Annotated in this window: 18 protein-coding genes and 1 pseudogene; 10 read left to right on the top strand and 9 right to left on the bottom strand. The window is 65.3% G+C overall.

Annotation, left to right across the window (positions count from 1 at the left end; all coding sequences use genetic code 11):
- The 3 genes and pseudogenes from B8W69_RS04780 to B8W69_RS04770 form a co-directional block, all read left to right on the top strand.
- Positions 1–210 (top strand): annotated as a pseudogene (locus B8W69_RS04780) (thioredoxin-disulfide reductase); the annotation flags it as partial.
- The gene (gene trxA / locus B8W69_RS04775; protein ID WP_085288787.1) at positions 207–560 is read left to right on the top strand and encodes a thioredoxin; all 354 of its coding nucleotides are present in this window, start codon (positions 207–209) and stop codon (positions 558–560) included. The pseudogene B8W69_RS04780 and the gene trxA, both read left to right, overlap by 4 nt.
- Positions 561–692: 132 nt before the next feature.
- Positions 693–1,913, top strand: coding sequence for an N-acetylmuramoyl-L-alanine amidase (locus tag B8W69_RS04770; RefSeq protein WP_085288786.1), 1,221 nt, complete (start codon positions 693–695; stop codon positions 1,911–1,913).
- Positions 1,914–1,916: 3 nt separating this feature from the next.
- Here B8W69_RS04770 and B8W69_RS04765 read toward each other — a convergent pair whose 3' ends face one another.
- The 9 genes from B8W69_RS04765 to rpmH all read right to left on the bottom strand — a co-directional run bounded on the left by B8W69_RS04765 (position 1,917) and on the right by rpmH (position 8,374).
- A complete protein-coding gene (locus B8W69_RS04765; RefSeq protein WP_110881832.1) occupies positions 1,917–2,669 on the bottom strand; it encodes an acetyltransferase in 753 nt (250 codons plus the stop codon).
- Between the two features lie 265 nt (positions 2,670–2,934).
- Positions 2,935–3,921, bottom strand: coding sequence for a ParB/RepB/Spo0J family partition protein (locus B8W69_RS04760; protein ID WP_085288785.1), 987 nt, complete (start codon positions 3,919–3,921; stop codon positions 2,935–2,937).
- A gap of 23 nt (positions 3,922–3,944) precedes the next feature.
- Positions 3,945–4,961 (bottom strand): ParA family protein, encoded by a 1,017-nt coding sequence (locus B8W69_RS04755; RefSeq protein ID WP_245843111.1) that lies wholly within the window; start codon positions 4,959–4,961, stop codon positions 3,945–3,947.
- A complete protein-coding gene (gene rsmG / locus B8W69_RS04750) occupies positions 4,958–5,698 on the bottom strand; it encodes a 16S rRNA (guanine(527)-N(7))-methyltransferase RsmG (protein ID WP_085288784.1) in 741 nt (246 codons plus the stop codon). Before rsmG ends, B8W69_RS04755 begins: the two co-directional genes overlap by 4 nt.
- A 78-nt stretch (positions 5,699–5,776) precedes the next feature.
- On the bottom strand, positions 5,777–6,343 hold the full coding sequence (locus tag B8W69_RS04745) for a Jag family protein (RefSeq protein ID WP_085288783.1): 567 nt from the start codon (positions 6,341–6,343) through the stop codon (positions 5,777–5,779).
- An 82-nt stretch (positions 6,344–6,425) separates the two neighbouring features.
- Complete coding sequence (gene yidC / locus B8W69_RS04740; RefSeq protein ID WP_110881831.1) at positions 6,426–7,520, bottom strand: membrane protein insertase YidC; 1,095 nt, start codon at positions 7,518–7,520, stop codon at positions 6,426–6,428.
- The gene (gene yidD / locus B8W69_RS04735; RefSeq protein ID WP_085288818.1) at positions 7,504–7,851 is read right to left on the bottom strand and encodes a membrane protein insertion efficiency factor YidD; all 348 of its coding nucleotides are present in this window, start codon (positions 7,849–7,851) and stop codon (positions 7,504–7,506) included. Before yidD ends, yidC begins: the two co-directional genes overlap by 17 nt.
- Entirely contained in the window at positions 7,848–8,207 is a 360-nt protein-coding gene (rnpA, locus tag B8W69_RS04730; protein ID WP_085288781.1) for a ribonuclease P protein component, read from the bottom strand. The genes yidD and rnpA overlap by 4 nt, the downstream gene beginning before the upstream one ends.
- 23 nt (positions 8,208–8,230) lie before the next feature.
- Entirely contained in the window at positions 8,231–8,374 is a 144-nt protein-coding gene (gene rpmH, locus B8W69_RS04725) for a 50S ribosomal protein L34 (protein ID WP_003874369.1), read from the bottom strand.
- A 598-nt stretch (positions 8,375–8,972) separates the two neighbouring features.
- Here rpmH and dnaA point away from each other — a divergent pair.
- The 7 genes from dnaA to B8W69_RS04685 all read left to right on the top strand — a co-directional run bounded on the left by dnaA (position 8,973) and on the right by B8W69_RS04685 (position 19,810).
- Entirely contained in the window at positions 8,973–10,508 is a 1,536-nt protein-coding gene (gene dnaA / locus B8W69_RS04715; RefSeq protein ID WP_085288779.1) for a chromosomal replication initiator protein DnaA, read from the top strand.
- A gap of 567 nt (positions 10,509–11,075) precedes the next feature.
- Positions 11,076–12,275: a DNA polymerase III subunit beta gene (gene dnaN, locus B8W69_RS04710; protein WP_085288778.1), complete on the top strand. Its 1,200-nt coding sequence runs from the start codon at positions 11,076–11,078 to the stop codon at positions 12,273–12,275.
- Entirely contained in the window at positions 12,276–13,433 is a 1,158-nt protein-coding gene (gene recF, locus B8W69_RS04705; protein ID WP_085288777.1) for a DNA replication/repair protein RecF, read from the top strand. It begins immediately after the preceding gene.
- Positions 13,430–13,987: a DUF721 family protein gene (locus B8W69_RS04700; RefSeq protein ID WP_085288776.1), complete on the top strand. Its 558-nt coding sequence runs from the start codon at positions 13,430–13,432 to the stop codon at positions 13,985–13,987. The genes recF and B8W69_RS04700 overlap by 4 nt, the downstream gene beginning before the upstream one ends.
- 255 nt (positions 13,988–14,242) lie before the next feature.
- A complete protein-coding gene (gene gyrB / locus B8W69_RS04695) occupies positions 14,243–16,276 on the top strand; it encodes a DNA topoisomerase (ATP-hydrolyzing) subunit B (RefSeq protein ID WP_085288775.1) in 2,034 nt (677 codons plus the stop codon).
- Between the two features lie 43 nt (positions 16,277–16,319).
- Positions 16,320–18,839, top strand: coding sequence for a DNA gyrase subunit A (gyrA, locus tag B8W69_RS04690; protein WP_085288774.1), 2,520 nt, complete (start codon positions 16,320–16,322; stop codon positions 18,837–18,839).
- Between the two features lie 89 nt (positions 18,840–18,928).
- Positions 18,929–19,810 carry a DUF3566 domain-containing protein gene (locus B8W69_RS04685; protein WP_085288773.1) on the top strand — a complete coding sequence of 294 codons (882 nt, stop codon included), beginning with the start codon at positions 18,929–18,931 and terminating at the stop codon, positions 19,808–19,810.
- The last annotated feature ends 59 nt before the right edge of the window (positions 19,811–19,869 follow it).

The raw sequence follows: 19,869 nt of genomic DNA, 5'->3' as shown, positions 1-19,869 counted from the left end.
ACGGCTACCTCGATTGATGGGGTGTTCGCCTCCGGGGACCTGGTGGATCGCACCTACCGCCAGGCCGTCACCGCCGCAGGCAGCGGCTGCGCGGCCGCCATCGACGCCGAACGCTGGCTCACCGACCACGAAGAGAACAGCGCCGCCGCACAAGGCGACGCCACCGAATTTCCCGGCAGTACCGACACATTGATTGGAGCACCACAATGACCGATGCCGAAAAAGCCGGTGCCACAATAGAAGTATCTGACGCGTCATTCTCCACCGACGTGTTGTCCAGCAATAAGCCTGTGCTGGTTGACTTTTGGGCGACCTGGTGCGGCCCTTGCAAAATGGTCGCGCCGGTTCTCGAGGAGATCGCCAGCGAGCGCGGCGAACACCTCACCGTTGCCAAGCTCGACGTCGACGCCAACCCCGAAACCGCGCAGAACTTCCAGGTGGTCTCTATTCCCACCCTGATCCTGTTCAAAGGCGGGCAGCCGGTGAAGCGGATAGTCGGCGCGAAGGGCAAGGCATCTTTACTGCGTGAGCTCTCAGACGCGGTTCCCGACCTCGGCTGACATACATTCAATTCGTCCCACCACGCCCCGCGCATGGCCTGGGGTTTTCCCGAATTTGCGAAGCGTCTGCGACAATACGGTTAGCTGTTGCCTACATCTGAGCTTGTCAATTAGTCCCGGAGGGCCCTTGGTATGTCGAGTCCGCGCCGCGAATACGGCGACGCGCTGCGCTGTGGTGACCGCAGCGCTGCTGTGACCGAGATCCGGGCAACCCTGGCCACACTGGGCCTGCTGGATAGCTCCGAGGACGATCTCAACACCGGGCGGCACGTGGCCCTCGAACTTTTCGATGCCGAGCTTGACCAGGCAGTTCGCGCCTTTCAACAGCATCGCGGTCTGCTGGTGGACGGCATCGTCGGCGAGGCCACCTACCGGGCGCTGAAGGAGGCGTCGTACCGGCTCGGTGCCCGCACGCTCTATCACCAATTCGGCGCCCCGCTGTTCGGCGATGACGTCGCCACGCTGCAGGCACGGCTGCAGGATCTCGGCTTCTACACCGGGCTGGTTGACGGCTACTTCGGGTTGCAGACCCACAACGCCTTGATGTCATATCAGCGCGAGTACGGGCTGTCCGCCGACGGCATCTGCGGCCCGGAAACGTTGCGCTCCTTTCACTTTCTGAGTTCGCGGGTCACCGGCGGATCTCCGCATGCGCTGCGCGAGGAGGAGCTGGTTCGCTCATCGGGTCCCAAACTGTCGGGCAAGCGGATCATCATCGATCCGGGCCGCGGCGGCGCGGACCACGGCACGATCATGCAGGGTCCGTCCGGACCCGTCAGCGAAGCAGATGTGTTGTGGGACTTGGCCAGCCGCCTGGAGGGACGGATGGCCGCGATCGGCATGGAAACCTTCCTGTCCCGACCGGTCAGCCGTAGCCCCCTCGACGCCGAACGCGCCGCCACCGCGAACAACGTCGGCGCCGACCTGATGATCAGCCTGCGCTGCGAAAGTCAGCTCAGCACCGCCGCCAATGGGGTGGCTTCCTTTCACTTCGGCAACTCGCATGGATCGGTCTCCACCATCGGGCGTAACCTCGCCGACTTCATCCAGCGAGAAGTCGTGGCCCGCACCGGTTTACGAGACTGCCGCACGCACGGCCGGACATGGGACCTGCTGCGCCTGACCCGGATGCCGACGGTGCAGGTCGACGTTGGCTACATCACCAACCCGCGGGATCGCTCGATGCTGGTCTCGACCCAGACCCGTGACGCCATCGCCGAGGGAATCCTGGCCGCGGTCAAGCGGCTCTACCTGTTGGGCAAGAACGACCGGCCCACTGGCACATTCACTTTCGCCGAATTGCTGGCCCACGAACTGTCGGTGGAACGCACCAGCCAACTTGGCGGTTCCTAGGTTCTAACCACCCTGGGTGGTTTTCAACGTATTCCCTGTCGTGGACCCCGCGCCCACCGGCTGCTCCAAATGCGCGTTCTCCAGCAGGCGCTCCAGGGCGGCTTCCACCTCCGCCTTCCACCCGAGGCCCTTGTCGAGCTCGAGGCGCAGCCGGGGGAAATACGTATGTGGCGCCACCACAACGAAACCCGCGTCTTTCAGAAATTCTGCATCCATGACGCAGTGATCCACCGAGCAGTCGCCGACGGCTTCCAGGACCGGCCGCACGTCCGGGCCGACGAGGCGCGGATCTTGCAATTCGGAAGCCGCCGGGGTCCGGCCGAACGCTTCGAGCGCGCGGACGCCGCGGCGCACCAGTTCGGCGATGACTCGGGCGATCAAACCATGCGGTAGGTCGTCGGCCGCCGGCCCCGGTTCGATGCCCATCGACGTCAGCAGCACCGCGTCCGCCGATACCGGACCGGTCGGGAAACGCTGGGCCCGCGGCACCGCCCGCGGCGGCGCATAGAACACGTAGCCCAGGCACGGCGGCTCGGCTTGGCTCCGCTCGTCGGGGACGGCGGTCGCGACCTGTCCGCACGAACCCCACTCCAGCATCACCATCGACAGCCACGCTTCTTTTTCGAATTCGGGGTCGGTGAGGTGGTCCTGATTACCGAGGGTCGCTGGATCGACTTCCCAGAAGACGCACCTGCGTGCGTGCTTGGGAAGCTGCTCGAATGCCTCGAGCCGTAGCGGCATGATTCGAGCGGACACTACCCTCCTGGCTTCTGTGCGGTACTGCGGCGATCTGCACCGGCAACCCCTCCAGAATAGGAGAGGTTGTCGGGATCGGGCCAGCTTTGGCCTGGCCACCGGGGTTGGCGGCCCCGAACGCCCGGCGCCGCGACGCTACATCGCGCCTATGGTCGAAAGTTGTTGATGCGCATGCCGATTCGTCGATCCGGAACACCTGGCGCACGTGAAGTCCCGGCAAAAACGGCCTCGGTGTCACAGTGACGTAATTACGCGGTGTCCTAGTTCATGCCTTGGGCGGGGACATGACGTCGATGATCCGCTGCAAATCGTCCACCGAACCGAACTCGACGACGATCTTGCCCTTGCGTTTGCCCAGACTGACCGTGACCCGGGTGTCGAAGGCTGTCGAGAGCTTGTCAGCAACGTCTTGCAGGCCCGGCATCTGGATCGGCTTGCGACGCGGGGCGGTCGGCGTGGCCGCACCGCTCCGGTTGGCCAAGGTGACCGCCTCCTCGGTGGCCCGCACCGACAGCCCCTCGGCGACGATCCGGGTGGCCAGCTCCTCCTGAGCCTCCGGGCCCGCCTCCAGCGACAGCAATGCACGCGCGTGACCGGCGGACAGCACGCCGGCGGCGACCCGCCGCTGCACCGCGATCGGTAGCTTGAGCAACCGGATCATGTTGGTGATCAACGGCCGCGACCGGCCGATGCGCGCGGCAAGTTCATCGTGGGTGACCCCGAACTCGTCGAGCAGTTGTTGGTAGGCGGCCGCTTCTTCTAACGGATTCAGCTGCACCCGATGGATGTTTTCCAAGAGGGCGTCGCGCAGCAGATCGTCGTCGCCGGTCTCGCGCACGATGGCCGGGATGGTCGCCAGGCCGGCCTCTTGGGCTGCGCGCCAGCGCCGCTCCCCCATCACGATCTGATAACGCGCACCGGTCGCGGAGTCCTTGACGGCCCGCACCACGATCGGCTGCAAGAGGCCGAACTCGCGGATGGAGTGCACCAGTTCCGACAGCGCCTCCTCATCGAAGACCTGCCGGGGCTGACGCGGGTTGCGTTCGATGTCGGCCGGCGCGATCTCGCGATAGACCGCTCCCACCGACGATGCGTCCTGTGGCGGCGGTCCCCCGATCAAGACGTCGGCGGCGGCGTCGCCCATCCGCGGACCGAGTGTCGCCGGCCCGGAGTCACCCTCCGCGGGGCCGGTCGGAATTAGCGAAGCCAGGCCCCGGCCGAGGCCGCCCTTCTTGCGTAACGGCTGCGTCATAGTCGTCCCTTCGCGGATGGTGGTCAATCGCGCTCGGCGAGTTCGCGGCTCGCATCGAGATAGCTCATCGCCCCGCGTGAGCCGGGGTCGTAATCGATGATGGTCATGCTGTAGCCGGGCGCCTCGGAAACCTTCACGCTGCGCGGAATCACCGTGCGCAACACCTTGCTTCCGAAATATCGGCGTACCTCTTCCGCGACCTGGTCCGCGAGTTTGGTGCGGCCGTCGTACATGGTCAGCACGACGGTGGTCACCTCGAGTCTGGGATTGAGGTGGGCCTTCACCATCTCAATGTTGCGCATCAGCTGCGAGACGCCCTCGAGGGCGTAGTACTCGCACTGGATCGGGATCATCACCTCCGGGGCGGCGACGAGCGCATTGATGGTCAGCAACCCGAGCGATGGCGGGCAGTCGATGAAGACGCAGTCGAAGTCCAGGCTGTCGAGGTCGGCCAGCGCGGTGCGCAATCGGTTCTCGCGCGCCACCATGCTGACCAATTCGATTTCGGCGCCGGCCAGGTCGATCGTCGCCGGGATGCAGAACAGCCGCTCGTTGTGCGGGCTCTGCCGGAGCGCGTCGTGCACGGCGACCTCGCCGAGCAAAACCTCGTACGACGATGGCGTCCCCGATTGGCGGTCGGTGATGCCGAGCGCTGTGCTGGCGTTGCCCTGGGGATCGAGATCGATGACGAGGGTCTTGAGTCCCTGCAGCGCGAGGGCGGCCGCGAGGTTGACGGTGGTGGTCGTCTTTCCGACGCCGCCCTTCTGATTCGCGACCGTGAACACTCGACGATGGGACGGCCGGCGCAGCGGTGGGTAGGTGGTGTGCAGCACCCGCATCGCGCGCTCGGCGGCGGCTCCGATCGGGGTGTCGAATTCGTCCACTGTTTCACGTGAAACATTCGTCCCCACGGTCGGCGGGGGGGCAACCGGTGGCGGCGCGGACACGTCCGGATTCGCCGCCGTTGGAGCCGGCGCTGGAGCCTGGTGAATGTCGGCCGGCCCCTGCGGAGCCACCGGCCAATCTCCTGAAGAATTCATCGGGTTCCGGCCTTCCCGGTCCATGCCGGCTTGTGGTGTGGCGGCTTTCCGCGTCGCACTGAAACTACGGTTGCGGGGGGACGCAAATAGTTCGCGCCACATGTCACCACCCTGACATCAGCGGCGCCCGATGCTGCCATCACACGCCGGTACTGTTCAACTTCATCGAAAGCCCGCTCCCCCTTGATGGCGAGCATCCGCCCATCGGGACGTAGTAGTGGCAGGCTCCATTTCGTCAGCTTGTCCAATGACGCAACCGCTCGCGACACCGCAGCATCCCTCTCCCTGAACCGGTGGCGCACTCCCGGTTCCTCCGCACGGCCACGGACCACCTCGACGGCTAACCCTAGTTCGATGATGACCTCGTTGAGAAATTCGCTGCGCCTCAACAGCGGCTCAAGCAATACGACGTCCAAGTCGGGACGCACGATCGCCAACGGTATCCCGGGCAGGCCCGCCCCGCTGCCGATATCGATGATCCGTTCGCCCGAGCCGAGTAATTCACCGAGCACCGCGCTGTTGAGAATGTGGCGTTCCCAGATACGGTCTACCTCGCGCGGGCCGAGCAGCCCACGTTCCACTCCGGCGGTCGCGAGGAGTTCCGCATAGCGTTGCGCGGTTCCCAGCCGGTCGCCGAAGATCGTGGTCGCCGAGTCTGGGGCCGCGCGGATCCCCGCGCCCTCCCCCGACGGACCCGTCGCGGCGTCGGTGGGACCGACATGTTTCACGTGAAACATCCTCTAGTTGGAGCGTGCACTTGCAACCTTCGGAGGCCGGGCGGGCGACGGGAACTACACCGCTGTAACTCTGGGCGGTCAGTCGTGCAGGACGACCACGCGGCGCGCGGGCTCGACGCCTTCGCTCTCGCTGTGCACCCCGTCGACCGCCGCGACGGCGTCGTGGACGATCTTGCGTTCGAACGGTGTCATCGGCGAGAGCTCTTCGCGTTCCCCGGATTCGAGCACCCGACGCGCGACCTTGTCGCCCAGCGCCGCCAGTTCCTCCCGGCGTCGCCGGCGCCAGCTCGCGATGTCGAGCATCAACCGGCTCCGCACGCCAGTCTTCTGGTGCACCGCGAGCCGCGTTAGTTCCTGCAGCGCGTCGAGCACCTCACCGCCGCGGCCGACCAACTTGTTCAAGTCGTCGCTGCCATCGATGCTGACGATCGCGCGGCTGCCCTCGACGTCCAAGTCGATGTCACCGTCGAAGTCCAACAGGTCCAACAGCTCTTCGAGGTAGTCGCCGGCTATCTCGCCCTCGGCGACCAACCGCTCCTCGAGATCATCGCTTTCCTCCGCACCGGATTCCGCGGCATCCTCGGCGGCCGCTTGTGTGTCGAGCTCGGTATCGGCGTCGCGCTCGGTGGTGTCGGCGTCTGTCATGGTCTTCTCTCCCTCGTTCCATGGGCCCCAGCCCAATTGGAGTCGCCCTGTTCGGGCGGCCCCGATAGCTACTCCGCCCGGATCAGCGCTTGCGTTTTTTCGGTCGCGCCCCGGGCCGCGGCGTGCGGTTCGTAGGCCGCTCGCTCGCGCCGGCGGCCGGGCCGTCGGCCCCGTCAGAAGCCGCCGTCGTCGAACCGGATGCATCGGAATCGCTGTCGTCCGTCGACAAGCCGTTGCCGCCCGGCGACGCCGCCTTGGGGTTCCGCTTCGGCTTCGCTCCCGGCGCCGGCGCATTGGCCGCCCGACGCTGGATCACTTCCTGCTTCTTGGCTTCGTCCTCTTTTTCGATCATCCCGAAGACGTAATGCTGCTGCGCGAAGGTCCAGATGTTGTTGGCGAACCAGTACAGGATGATCGCGAGCGGAAGGAACGGCCCACCGACCACCACGCCGAGCGGGAAGACGTAGAGCGCGAGTTTGTTCATCATCGCGGTCTGTGGGTTGGCCGCCGCCTCCGGGCTCTGGCGCGCCACCGACGCCCGGCTGTTGAAGTAGGTCGCGACGCCCGCCAGGATCATCACCGGCAGCCCCACCGCGATCACCGCCGGACGGCTGAAGAACGTGAACGCGTCCAGCCCGGTGCGCTGCGTCATAAAGGCACCAATGGGTGCGCCGAACAAGTTGGCGTCCAGGAAGTGTCCGACATCGGTCGGGGTGAAGACGTAGTTCCCGGTCATGCGGTTCTGCGCCACCGACAAATGGGGCTGGCCGAAGCCGCCGGTGGTCCGGTTGAACGAGCGCAGCACGTGATACAGACCGATGAACACGGGGATCTGCGCCAGCATCGGCAGACAGCCCAGGATCGGGTTGAAGCCGTGCTCGCGCTGCAACTTCTGCATCTCGAGCGCCATGCGCTGCCGATCCTTGCCGTACTTCTTCTGCAGCGCCTTGATCTGCGGCTGCAGCTCCTGCATCTGGCGCGTGGTGCGGATCTGCCGCACGAACGGCTTGTAGAGCAGCGCCCGCAGGGTGAAGACCAAGAACATCACCGACAGCGCCCAGGCGAAGAAGTTCGACGGCCCCAGCATGGAGGCGAACAACTTGTACCAAACCCACATGATCCACGACACGGGGTAGTAGACGAAGTCGAGGCTGAAGAAATCAAACAAAAGATCCACTCTCCCCTCGCGCCGCCCGGACAACCCAAGCGTCGCTGGCATTTTGGCAATTCACGTGGCTTTCGGGGCGGTCCGGTATCGGATCCCATCCGCCTTCATGCCATGGTCCGCACTTGGCGAGCCTGGCCGCAGCCAACCAGCTCCCCCGAATCAGGCCGTACTCGTTGAGCGCATCGACCGCGTACTGGCTGCAGGTCGGAACGAAGCGACACGTCGCCGGGCGTAGCGGCGACACCATATGCCGGTACAGCTGGATCAGAAAAATCACTCCGCGTGCGGCGACCCTACCGGTCGTACGGGTGAACGCGCGCAGCCGCGCCGGTGCCGTCACGACCTGCTCCCCGCCGCCGGCACGCGTCGCAAGCACCGACGCAGTTCCTGCTCAAGTCGGGCCGAGGATGCGGTACGACTGCTGGGCAGCGCACGGATCACCAACTGATCGGATTGGCCGAGCTCGCTCAGTAGCGTGCGGGCCACATGCCGCAACCGGCGCGAGACCCGGTGGCGTTCCACGGCGGATCCGACGGGCTTGCCCACAACCAATCCGACGCGCGGCGCACCGATTTCGTCGCCGTCCACTCCCCGACGTAAGTGCACGACGACATCGGGCTGTGCCAGACGAATCCCGTGCTTCACCGTCGCGTCAAAGTCAATTGATCGCGTCATGCGGTTGCGTGCGGGAAGCACCGCCGAAAGACCTGCCGTTGCGCTCAGGCAGAGAGCGCGCGACGACCCTTGCGGCGCCGACCGGACACGATCGCGCGTCCGGCACGAGTGCGCATCCGCAGGCGGAAACCATGCACGCGGGCTCGGCGCCGGTTATTCGGCTGGAAGGTCCGCTTGCCCTTGGCCACGACGTTCTCCTCGTTGTGTTGCCATCCGGCCGCTCAGACGTTTCGCATCGGGCTCGTCTGCGGTTCGACCGGAGGTGGTCTTGGTGCTGCTGGCCGGCGCGGTCCCCAAGTGGTTCGGGTCGCAGCCGTATCGCCGACTTTCGGGCGACTGTTTGAGGGTACTGACGAGGCTTCGCCTGGTCAAACCTGGCTTCCCGCAACGAACCGCGCGGACCCTCAAGAAAGATTTCCGTTTCGGTCACACCCACGACCGAGTTGGCTACCATAACGAGCCGAAGTAGGCACCAGGTGCCCTAAACGACCCGATTGGAATGCAGCGGAACGGTTGGCAGCCGAACGGAAAACTGTTAGCTTCTGCGAAGTCGTTTTAGACTGAAACAGCGCTCGACAACGAAGCGAGGATGGTGGATCGACTAGCTGCCTAGACAACCTTTCGAGGTTTTCTTCCAGCGCGGAGATCGCGAGCCGTCGCCGGTAGGTTGTGGCTCGCCTACGATCATCCTGTCCACACCTGTGTATAACTATGTGGACAGATGTTTTGTCGCCCAAGCGTGGTGTAACTCGGGTCGGGACGTTCGAGAACCAGGGAGATGCGTCGTTGACCGATGACCCCGGTTCCAGTTTCACGACAGTGTGGAATGCGGTCGTTTCCGAACTCAACGGAGAGCCCACCGCCGACGGCATGGCCGCCAACCGCACGACTCTGGTCACCCCCCTCACTCCCCAGCAACGTGCGTGGCTGAATCTGGTTCGCCCGCTGACCATCGTCGAGGGATTTGCTCTGCTGTCGGTGCCGAGCAGTTTTGTCCAAAACGAGATCGAACGACATCTGCGGGCCCCGATTACCGATGCGCTGAGCCGCCGGCTCGGGCAGCAGATCCAGCTGGGCGTCCGCATCGCTCCCCCACCCGACGATGTCGACGACGCGCTCATCCCGCCGGCGGAACCGTTCCCCGAATCCGATCCGTCGTTCACCGCTGACGCCGCGGCCGTCGAGACCGAGGAAGCATTCGAAAACAGCGAGACCGTCAACGACAACCAACCGGGCTGGCCCAACTACTTCACTGAGCGGCCGCACGCCATCGATCCGGCCGTCGCCGCCGGAACGAGCCTCAACCGTCGCTACACCTTCGACACCTTTGTCATCGGCGCCTCCAACCGGTTCGCCCACGCCGCCGCCCTGGCCATCGCCGAGGCGCCGGCCCGGGCTTACAACCCCTTGTTCATCTGGGGTGAGTCCGGTCTGGGCAAGACCCACCTGTTGCATGCCGCCGGCAATTACGCGCAGCGGCTCTTCCCCGGGATGCGGGTCAAGTACGTCTCCACCGAGGAATTCACCAACGACTTCATCAACTCGCTTCGCGACGACCGCAAGGTCGCATTCAAGCGCAGCTATCGCGACGTCGACGTGCTGCTGGTCGATGACATTCAGTTCATCGAGGGCAAGGAAGGTATCCAGGAGGAGTTCTTCCACACCTTCAACACCCTGCATAACGCCAACAAGCAGATCGTCATCTCGTCGGACCGGCCGCCCAAACAGCTGGCCACCCTCGAAGACCGGCTCAGGACGCGGTTCGAGTGGGGCTTGATCACCGATGTGCAGCCCCCGGAGCTGGAAACCCGCATCGCCATCCTGCGCAAGAAAGCGCAGATGGAGCGGCTGGCGGTGCCCGACGACGTGCTCGAGTTGATCGCCAGCAGCATCGAACGCAACATCCGTGAGCTCGAGGGTGCCCTAATCCGGGTGACCGCGTTCGCGTCGCTGAACAAGACGCCGATCGACAAGTCGCTCGCCGAGATTGTGCTGCGCGATCTGATCGCCGATGCCAGCACCATGCAGATCAGTGCCGCCACCATCATGGCGGCCACCGCCGAATACTTCGACACCACCGTCGAAGAGCTCCGCGGGCCCGGCAAGACCCGGGCGCTGGCACAGTCGCGCCAGATCGCCATGTATCTGTGCCGCGAACTCACCGACCTCTCACTGCCCAAGATCGGGCAGGCATTCGGCCGGGACCACACCACGGTCATGTATGCGCAGCGCAAGATTTTGTCCGAGATGGCCGAGCGGCGTGAGGTTTTTGATCACGTTAAGGAGCTCACCACTCGCATCCGTCAGCGCTCCAAGCGCTGAGTTCTCCGCTCCCCCAGCGCTGCGAGCGCCGAATTTCGTGCTTCCGCTGCCCTTGTTTGTAATTTTTTTCGAGAAACTTCACACCCGTCTGTCACATCCGCCACACCCAGGGCATGTGCGCAGGGCTGTGCACAACGCAATCAAACGCCGGTGCAGTGACAAGCCTTGCGTGCACAGCCGTCGTTCGTCCCCATCCGCCCAACATGTCACCCACAGGCGTTCGCACCGCGATGCACAACCCGATCGAGGCGCTAGCTGCGCCGAGAGGGTGCTGTCCCCAGAATGCACAGGCCTTAATACTGGTACTGAGATCTCTTCATCGGTTCTTCTTTGAAATACAGGCTTGGGGACGCGCGGCGCACACCCGTCGTCTGAGCCTTCGTCAGCTCGGGTTGTCAGGCTTTGCGATTAGCTTTCAAGATGGCGTCGGAGGATCTACGGTTGTTCTTCGACTGCCGTTGCGATCGTCGTTGGCATTACGTGTCATCGGCGTTCGTGGCGGAGCCCCGTGCTAGCGGGGGCGGCTAGCCAATGGATTCGAAAACGCTGGGTAGGTGAAGGGACGCTATGGACGCGGCGACGACAACGGCTGGCCTCAGCGACTTGAAATTTCGTTTGGTGCGGGAGTCTTTCGCAGACGCGGTGTCGTGGGTGGCGAAGAACCTGCCGTCCCGACCTGCGGTGCCGGTGCTTTCCGGTGTGCTGCTTTCGGGAACCGATGAGGGCCTGACGATCTCCGGATTCGATTACGAGGTTTCGGCCGAAGCACAGGTTGCAGCCGAAATTGCTTCTCCGGGAAGCGTTTTGGTATCCGGTCGGTTGTTGTCCGACATCGTGCGGGCGCTGCCGAACAAGCCGATCGACTTCTACGTCGAAGGTAACCGGGTGGCGCTGCACTGCGGAAACGCCAGGTTCTCGCTGCCGACGATGGCGGTTGAGGATTACCCGACGCTGCCGGCGCTGCCGGAAGAGACCGGGACGTTGCCGGCCGACCTGTTCGCCGAGGCGATCAGCCAGGTCGCCATCGCGGCCGGCCGCGACGACACGTTGCCGATGCTGACCGGAATCAGGGTTGAGATTTCGGGTGACACCGTGGTTTTGGCCGCTACCGACAGGTTCCGCCTGGCAGTTCGCGAGCTGACCTGGTCGGCGGCCTCGCCCGACATCGAAGCCGCGGTCCTGGTCCCGGCCAAGACGCTGGCCGAGGCCGCGCGGACGGGCGCCGACGGTTCCGAGGTCCGGCTGTCACTGGGCGCGGGATCGGGCGTCGGCAAAGACGGGTTGCTCGGCATCAGCGGTAACGGCAAGCGCAGCACCACCCGCCTGCTGGATGCGGAATTCCCGAAGTTCCGTCAGTTGTTGCCGGCGGAGCACACGGCGGTCGCGACCATCAACGTCGCGGAGTTGACCGAGGCGATCAAGCTGGTGGCGTTGGTGGCCGACCGGGGCGCCCAGGTGCGGATGGAATTCAGCGAGGGATCGCTGCGGCTGTCCGCCGGTGCCGATGACGTCGGCCGGGCCGAGGAGGACTTGGCGGTCGATTTCGTCGGGGAGCCGCTGACGATCGCCTTCAACCCGACGTACCTGACCGACGGATTGGGATCGGTCCATTCCGAGCGGGTGTCGTTCGGTTTCACGACGCCGGGCAAGCCGGCGTTGCTGCGTCCGGCGTTGAATGACGACAGCCACCCGACCGGCGCGGGGCCCTACAGCGCCCTGCCGACCGATTACGTCTACTTGCTGATGCCCGTCCGGTTGCCTGGCTAGGTGTACGTCCGGCATTTGGGACTGCGCGATTTCCGGTCCTGGGCACACGCCGACCTCGAATTGCAGCCTGGTCGGACGGTCTTCATCGGGTCCAACGGGTTTGGGAAGACGAATCTCCTTGAGGCTCTGTGGTATTCAAGCACCATGGGTTCACATCGGGTGGGCACGGATGCGCCGTTGATCCGCGCGGGCGCCGACCGCGCGGTGGTTTCCACGATCGTGGTCAACGAAGGCAGGGAGTGCGCGGTCGATCTGGAAATCGCGGCCGGCCGGGCAAATAAGGCGCGGCTGAATCGCTCACCGGTGCGCAGTACGCGCGAGGTGATCGGGGTCTTGCGCGCGGTGCTGTTTGCTCCAGAGGATTTGTCCCTGGTCCGCGGTGATCCGTCCGATCGGCGGCGCTACCTCGACGATTTGGCGACCGTGCGGCGGCCGGCGGTGGCCGGGGTCCGCGCCGACTACGAAAAAGTCTTGCGGCAGCGCACGGCGCTGTTGAAATCCCTGTCCGGTGCGCGCTACCGCGGCGATCAGAGCGCCCTGGACACGCTAGACGTCTGGGACAGCAGGCTGGCCGAATACGGAGCCGAATTGATGGCTGTCCGTATCGATTTGGTGAACCAATTGGCACCGGAAGTCGAGAAGGCCTATCAGCTGCTGGCGCCGGGATCGCGCGTCGCCTCCATCGGCTATCGATCCAGCCTGGGCGCCGAGGCAGCGGCGGACGTCGCCGGTGCCGATCGCGAGTTCCTGGAAGCCGCCTTGCTGGCGGCATTGTCGGCGCGCCGCGACGCGGAGCTGGACCGCGGTATGTGCCTCGTCGGCCCGCACCGCGACGACTTGGAATTGTGGCTCGGCGACCAGCCCGCGAAAGGCTTTGCCAGCCACGGGGAATCGTGGTCGTTCGCGTTGTCGCTGCGGTTGGCCGCTTACGAATTACTGCGCGCCGAAGAGAGCGATCCCGTGTTATTGCTCGACGACGTGTTCGCCGAACTCGACGCGGCGCGGCGCCGGGCGCTGGCCACGGTGGCCGAATCGGCCGAACAGGTGTTGGTCACCGCGGCGGTGCTGGAAGACATTCCGGCGGGCTGGGAGGCTCGGCAGGTGTACGTCGACTTACGCGACGGCGACTCGGGACGGATATCGGAGATGCGCTCGTGACCGGCACGGATGACGGTTCGCGTCCTATCGAGCCGTCGAGTGCGCTCAGTGGGATCGATCTGGTGCGGCGCACCCTGGAGGAGGCGCGCGCCGCCGCGCGGGCGCAGGGAAAAGACGCCGGCCGTGGCCGGGCGGTGGCCCCCACCCCGCGCCGGGTGGCGGGCCGGCGACGCAGTTGGTCGGGGCCGGGACCCGATGTTCGCGATCCGCAACCCCTGGGCAACCTGGCGCGTGATCTGGCGAAAAAACGGGGTTGGTCGGCGCAAGTCGCCGAGGGCACCGTGCTGGGCAACTGGGCGACCGTCGTCGGACATCAGATCGCTGACCATGCGACACCGACCGCCCTCAACGATGGTGTGCTGAGCGTGGCCGCCGAATCGACGGCGTGGGCCACCCAGTTGCGGATGATCCAGTCGCAGTTACTGGCCAAGATCGCCGCCGCCGTCGGCAACGGCGTGGTGACATCGGTGAAGATCACCGGCCCGGCCGCGCCTTCGTGGCGCAAGGGGCCGCGTCATATCGCTGGAAGAGGACCGCGCGACACCTACGGTTAGGGAGTTTGATGGCAACCGCGGATCCCCGGACGGGGGTCGTCCACAGGCCCCTGAAATCCGCCAGGACGACGCGGACCCCCTCGACGCACGTCGGGACGCGGCCAGAATAAAGAAATCGTGCGCACGGCGCGGTTAGCTGGGTAGAAACGCGGCCAGAAAATCGGTGCGGACGGCTGCTCACGCTAGACTGGCAGGATGCGACTGTTGCGGTGACTGGAACCGCCCGCATGAAACCCCAAGGAGAGCATTCCGACCGTGGCTGCCCAGAAGAAGAAGGCGCAAGACGATTACGGCGCTTCAGCGATCACCGTGCTCGAAGGCCTGGAGGCCGTCCGCAAACGCCCCGGTATGTACATCGGGTCCACTGGTGAGCGTGGTCTGCACCACCTCATCTGGGAGGTGGTCGACAACTCGGTCGACGAGGCGATGGCCGGCTACGCCGACAAGGTAGACGTCCGCATTCTCGACGACGGCAGCGTGGAGGTGTCCGACAACGGCCGTGGCATCCCGGTCGCCATGCACGCGACCGGCGCCCCCACCGTCGACGTCGTGATGACCCAACTGCACGCGGGTGGCAAGTTCGGCGGTGAGAACAGCGGCTACAACGTCAGTGGTGGTCTGCACGGCGTCGGTGTGTCGGTGGTCAACGCGCTCTCGACCCGGCTCGAGGTGGACATCGCCCGCGACGGCCACGAATGGTCGCAGTATTACGACCGCGCCGTGCCCGGCACCCTCAAGCAGGGTGAGGCCACCAAGCGCACCGGCACCACGATCCGATTCTGGGCCGACCCGGAAATCTTCGAGACCACCGAGTACGACTTCGAGACCGTCGCGCGCCGGCTGCAAGAGATGGCGTTCCTCAACAAGGGGTTGACGATCAACCTCACCGACGAGCGGGTCAGCAACGAGGAGGTGGTCGACGAGGTCGTCAGCGACACCGCCGAGGCACCCAAATCTGCCCAGGAGAAGGCCGCGGAATCCACTGCACCCCATAAGGTTAAGCACCGCACGTTCCACTACCCCGGTGGGCTCGTCGACTTCGTCAAGCACATCAACCGCACCAAGAGCCCGATCCAGCAGAGCATCATCGACTTCGACGGCAAGGGCCCCGGCCACGAGGTCGAAATCGCCATGCAGTGGAACGGTGGCTACTCGGAATCGGTGCACACCTTCGCCAACACCATCAACACCCACGAGGGTGGCACCCACGAAGAGGGTTTCCGCAGCGCGCTGACGACGGTGGTCAACAAGTACGCCAAAGACAAGAAGCTGCTGAAAGACAAGGATCCGAACCTCACCGGCGACGACATCCGTGAGGGCCTGGCCGCGGTGATCTCGGTCAAGGTCAGCGAACCCCAGTTCGAGGGCCAGACCAAGACCAAACTGGGCAACACCGAAGTCAAGTCGTTCGTGCAGAAGGTCTGCAACGAACAACTCACGCACTGGTTCGAGGCCAACCCCGCCGACGCCAAGGTCGTGGTTAATAAGGCGGTGTCGTCGGCGCAGGCCCGCATCGCCGCGCGCAAAGCGCGAGAGTTGGTGCGCCGCAAGAGCGCTACCGATCTCGGCGGGCTGCCCGGCAAGCTCGCCGACTGCCGCTCCAGCGACCCGCGCAAGTCGGAACTGTATGTGGTGGAGGGCGACTCGGCCGGAGGTTCGGCCAAGAGTGGCCGTGACTCGATGTTCCAGGCCATCCTGCCGCTGCGCGGCAAGATCATCAACGTCGAAAAGGCCCGCATCGACCGGGTTTTGAAGAACACCGAAGTCCAGGCGATCATCACCGCGCTGGGCACCGGTATCCACGACGAGTTCGACATCACCAAGCTGCGCTATCACAAGATCGTGCTGATGGCCGACGCGGACGTTGACGGCCAGCACATTTCGACCCTGTTGTTGACGCTGCTGTTCCGGTTCATGCGGCCGCTGATCGAGCACGGCCACGTGTTCCTGGCGCAGCCGCCGCTGTACAAGCTGAAGTGGCAGCGCAGCGAACCCGAATTCGCCTACTCCGACCGCGAGCGTGACGGCTTGCTGGACGCCGGGCAAAAGGCGGGCAAGAAGATCAACAAGGACGACGGGATCCAGCGCTACAAGGGTCTCGGTGAAATGGATGCCAAGGAATTGTGGGAAACCACAATGGATCCCAGCGTCCGGGTGCTGCGCCAAGTCACGCTCGACGACGCCGCGGCCGCCGACGAACTGTTCTCCATCCTGATGGGCGAGGACGTCGACGCGCGCCGCAGCTTTATCACCCGTAATGCCAAGGACGTTCGCTTCCTGGATGTCTGAGCGATCAGACCCGGCCCACCGTTGACCAACCAACGAGGAATACATGACTGACACCACGCTGCCGCCAGGCGACGACTCCGTCGACCGCATCCAACCGGTCGACATTCAGCAGGAGATGCAGCGCAGCTACATCGATTACGCGATGAGCGTCATCGTCGGCCGCGCGCTGCCCGAGGTGCGCGACGGCCTCAAGCCGGTGCACCGCCGGGTGCTCTATGCGATGTACGACTCCGGGTTCCGCCCGGACCGCAGCCACGCCAAGTCGGCGCGTTCGGTCGCCGAGACGATGGGTAACTACCACCCGCACGGTGACGCGTCGATCTACGACACCCTGGTGCGCATGGCGCAGCCGTGGTCGCTGCGCTATCCACTGGTCGACGGGCAGGGCAACTTCGGTTCGCCGGGTAACGACCCGCCGGCCGCCATGCGGTACACCGAGGCGCGGCTGACCCCGCTCGCGATGGAGATGCTGCGCGAAATCGACGAGGAGACAGTCGATTTCATCCCCAACTATGACGGTCGTGTGCAGGAACCGACCGTGCTGCCCAGCCGGTTCCCCAACCTGCTGGCCAACGGCTCCGGCGGTATCGCGGTCGGCATGGCGACCAACATCCCCCCGCACAACCTGCGCGAGTTGGCCGAAGCCGTCTACTGGTGCCTGGACAATCACGAGGCCGACGAAGAGGCCACCCTGGCCGCGGTCTGCGAGCGGGTCAAGGGCCCGGACTTCCCCACCCACGGTCTGATCGTCGGGTCGCAGGGCATCCACGACGCCTACACCACCGGCCGCGGTTCGATCCGGATGCGCGGAGTCGTTGAGGTGGAAGAGGATTCACGTGGCCGCACCTCGCTGGTGATTACCGAGCTGCCGTATCAGGTCAACCACGACAACTTCATCACCTCGATCGCCGAGCAGGTCCGCGACGGCAAGCTGGCCGGCATCTCCAACATCGAAGACCAGTCCAGCGACCGCGTCGGTCTGCGCATCGTGGTGGAGATCAAGCGCGACGCCGTGGCCAAGGTGGTGCTGAACAACCTCTACAAGCACACCCAGCTGCAGACCAGCTTCGGCGCGAACATGCTCTCGATCGTCGACGGGGTGCCGCGCACGCTGCGGCTCGACCAGATGATCCGCTACTACGTCGCGCATCAACTCGACGTCATCGTGCGGCGCACCACCTACCGGTTGCGCAAGGCCAACGAACGCGCCCACATCTTGCGCGGTCTGGTCAAAGCGCTCGACGCGCTGGACGAGGTGATCGCCCTGATCCGCGCGTCGGAGACCGTGGAGATCGCGCGGGCCGGCCTGATCGAGCTGCTGGATATCGACGAAATCCAGGCGCAGGCGATCCTGGACATGCAGCTGCGCCGGCTGGCCGCGCTGGAGCGCCAGCGCATCATCGACGACCTGGCCAAGATCGAGGCCGAGATCGCGGACCTGGAAGACATCCTGGCCAAGCCCGAGCGCCAGCGCGCGATCGTGCACGACGAGCTGTCCGAGATCGTCGACAAGCACGGCGACGAGCGTCGTACCCGGATCATCGCCGCCGACGGTGACGTCAACGACGAGGACCTGATCGCCCGCGAGGACGTCGTCGTCACCATCACCGAGACCGGCTACGCCAAGCGCACCAAGACCGACCTGTACCGCAGCCAGAAACGCGGCGGTAAGGGCGTGCAGGGCGCCGGGCTCAAGCAGGACGACATCGTGCGGCACTTCTTCGTGTGCTCCACGCACGACTGGATCCTGTTCTTCACCACGCAGGGCCGGGTGTATCGCGCCAAGGCGTACGAACTACCCGAGGCCTCGAGGACCGCGCGCGGTCAGCACGTCGCCAACCTGTTGGCGTTCCAACCCGAGGAACGCATCGCGCAGGTCATCCAGATCCGCGGCTACGAGGACGCCCCTTACCTGGTGCTGGCGACCCGCAACGGTCTGGTGAAGAAGACCAAGCTGACCGACTTCGATTCCAATCGCTCGGGCGGAATCGTGGCGATCAACCTGCGCGACAGCGACGAACTGGTCGGTGCGGTGCTCTGCTCCGCCGAGGAGGACCTGTTGCTGGTCTCGGCCAACGGGCAGTCCATCCGGTTCTCGGCGACCGACGAAGCGCTGCGCCCGATGGGCCGCGCCACCTCCGGCGTCCAGGGCATGCGGTTCAACACCGACGACTATCTGTTGTCGCTCAACGTCGTGCGCGAGGACACGTACCTGCTGGTGGCGACGTCGGGCGGCTACGCCAAGCGCACCGCGATCGAGGAGTATCCGGTGCAGGGCCGCGGCGGCAAGGGAGTCCTGACGGTGATGTACGACCGGCGGCGTGGCAGGCTGGTTGGTGCGTTGATTGTCGATGAGGACAGCGAGTTGTACGCGATCACCTCGGGAGGCGGCGTCATCCGCACCGCAGCGGGCCAGGTCCGCAAGGCGGGACGGCAGACCAAGGGCGTGCGCCTGATGAACCTCGGTGAAGAGAACACGCTGTTGGCCATCGCCCGCAACGCGGAGGAAAACGCGGACGAAGTCGTCGAGGAAAGCGGCGGTGCCGCGGAGTCGGACAGCTAGTCGGCAACGAGCCACTAGACTCAGCCCGACCAGACGTAATGCGACTGCCACCGCGTGGGCGGCCAGGGTAGGAGACCTAAGGAGTCGGGGTGACCTCACCGAACGAGCCGGGCGCCCCCAACAAGGGGGACGGCCCCAACGGGGATGGTTCGGTCGAGCGTGCCGGGGTGCGCCGCGCCGCGCCGCCCGCGCAGGGTGGCCGCAGCCAAGAGGGCGGGGATGGACCGCCCTGGCAGCGCGGCGGCGCCCGGCCTCAGCAGCCGGGACCTCGGCAGGGCGAGCCGCCCACCGAGAAGCGGTCATCCGGTCAGGCCGGCGGCGTCGAAGCCCGGCTGAACCGTTTCATCTCCGGCACCGCGGCACCTGGCGCTCCGTCGCATGCCAAAGAGCCCGAGCCCACGCGTGGTGAGGCAGCGCCGACGGACGCCTACGCCAGCGAGCTACCGGATCTGTCCGGCCCGCTGCCGCGCGGCCCGCACCGCAAGCCCACCCCCGAGCGGTCCGCGGAATCGTCGAGCTCGTCAGGCGCCGGACGTTCGGCCACCGCCGACACCCGGGAGGGACGGGACAGCCGCGACAACCGGGTGCAGGTGTCCCGGCGCACGCGGGGTCCGGTGCGAGCGAGCATGCAGATCCGCCGCATCGACCCGTGGAGCACGTTGAAGGTGTCGTTGCTGCTCTCGGTGGCGCTGTTCTTTGTCTGGATGATCGCCGTCGCGTTCCTCTACCTGGTGCTCGGCGGCATGGGGGTTTGGTCGAAGTTGAACAGCAACGTCGGTGACCTGCTGAACAACACCAGCGGCAGCAGCGGCGAATTGGTATCCAGCGGCACGATCTTCGGCGGCGCCGTCCTGATCGGCTTGGTCAACATCGTGCTGCTGACCGCGATGGCGACCATCGCCGCGTTCGTCTACAACCTGACGACCGATCTGATCGGCGGCGTCGAGGTCACGCTGGCGGACCGCGACTAGCAGTGGATGCTGCGCTTTTGGGAGTAGGGCAGGGATTGCGGTAATCTCGTCGCTCGGCC

The sequence above is a fragment of the Mycolicibacterium vulneris genome, from assembly GCF_002104765.1.
GTDB classification, from domain to species: Bacteria; Actinomycetota; Actinomycetes; order Mycobacteriales; family Mycobacteriaceae; genus Mycobacterium; species Mycobacterium vulneris.
Note: the sequence above shows the minus strand (reverse complement) of the source record. Positions and strands in the feature narration are given on the sequence as shown.

Bases quoted from the DNA above. Each gene is read 5' to 3' on its own strand.
- trxA (WP_085288787.1), top strand. From the start codon at position 207: ATGACCGATGCCGAAAAAGCCGGTGCCACAATAGAAGTATCTGACGCG.
- B8W69_RS04770 (WP_085288786.1), top strand. From the start codon at position 693: ATGTCGAGTCCGCGCCGCGAATACGGCGACGCGCTGCGCTGTGGTGAC.
- B8W69_RS04760 (WP_085288785.1), bottom strand. From the start codon at position 3,921: ATGACGCAGCCGTTACGCAAGAAGGGCGGCCTCGGCCGGGGCCTGGCT.
- B8W69_RS04755 (WP_245843111.1), bottom strand. From the start codon at position 4,961: ATGAATTCTTCAGGAGATTGGCCGGTGGCTCCGCAGGGGCCGGCCGAC.
- rsmG (WP_085288784.1), bottom strand. From the start codon at position 5,698: ATGTTTCACGTGAAACATGTCGGTCCCACCGACGCCGCGACGGGTCCG.
- B8W69_RS04745 (WP_085288783.1), bottom strand. From the start codon at position 6,343: ATGACAGACGCCGACACCACCGAGCGCGACGCCGATACCGAGCTCGAC.
- dnaN (WP_085288778.1), top strand. From the start codon at position 11,076: ATGGACGCGGCGACGACAACGGCTGGCCTCAGCGACTTGAAATTTCGT.
- gyrA (WP_085288774.1), top strand. From the start codon at position 16,320: ATGACTGACACCACGCTGCCGCCAGGCGACGACTCCGTCGACCGCATC.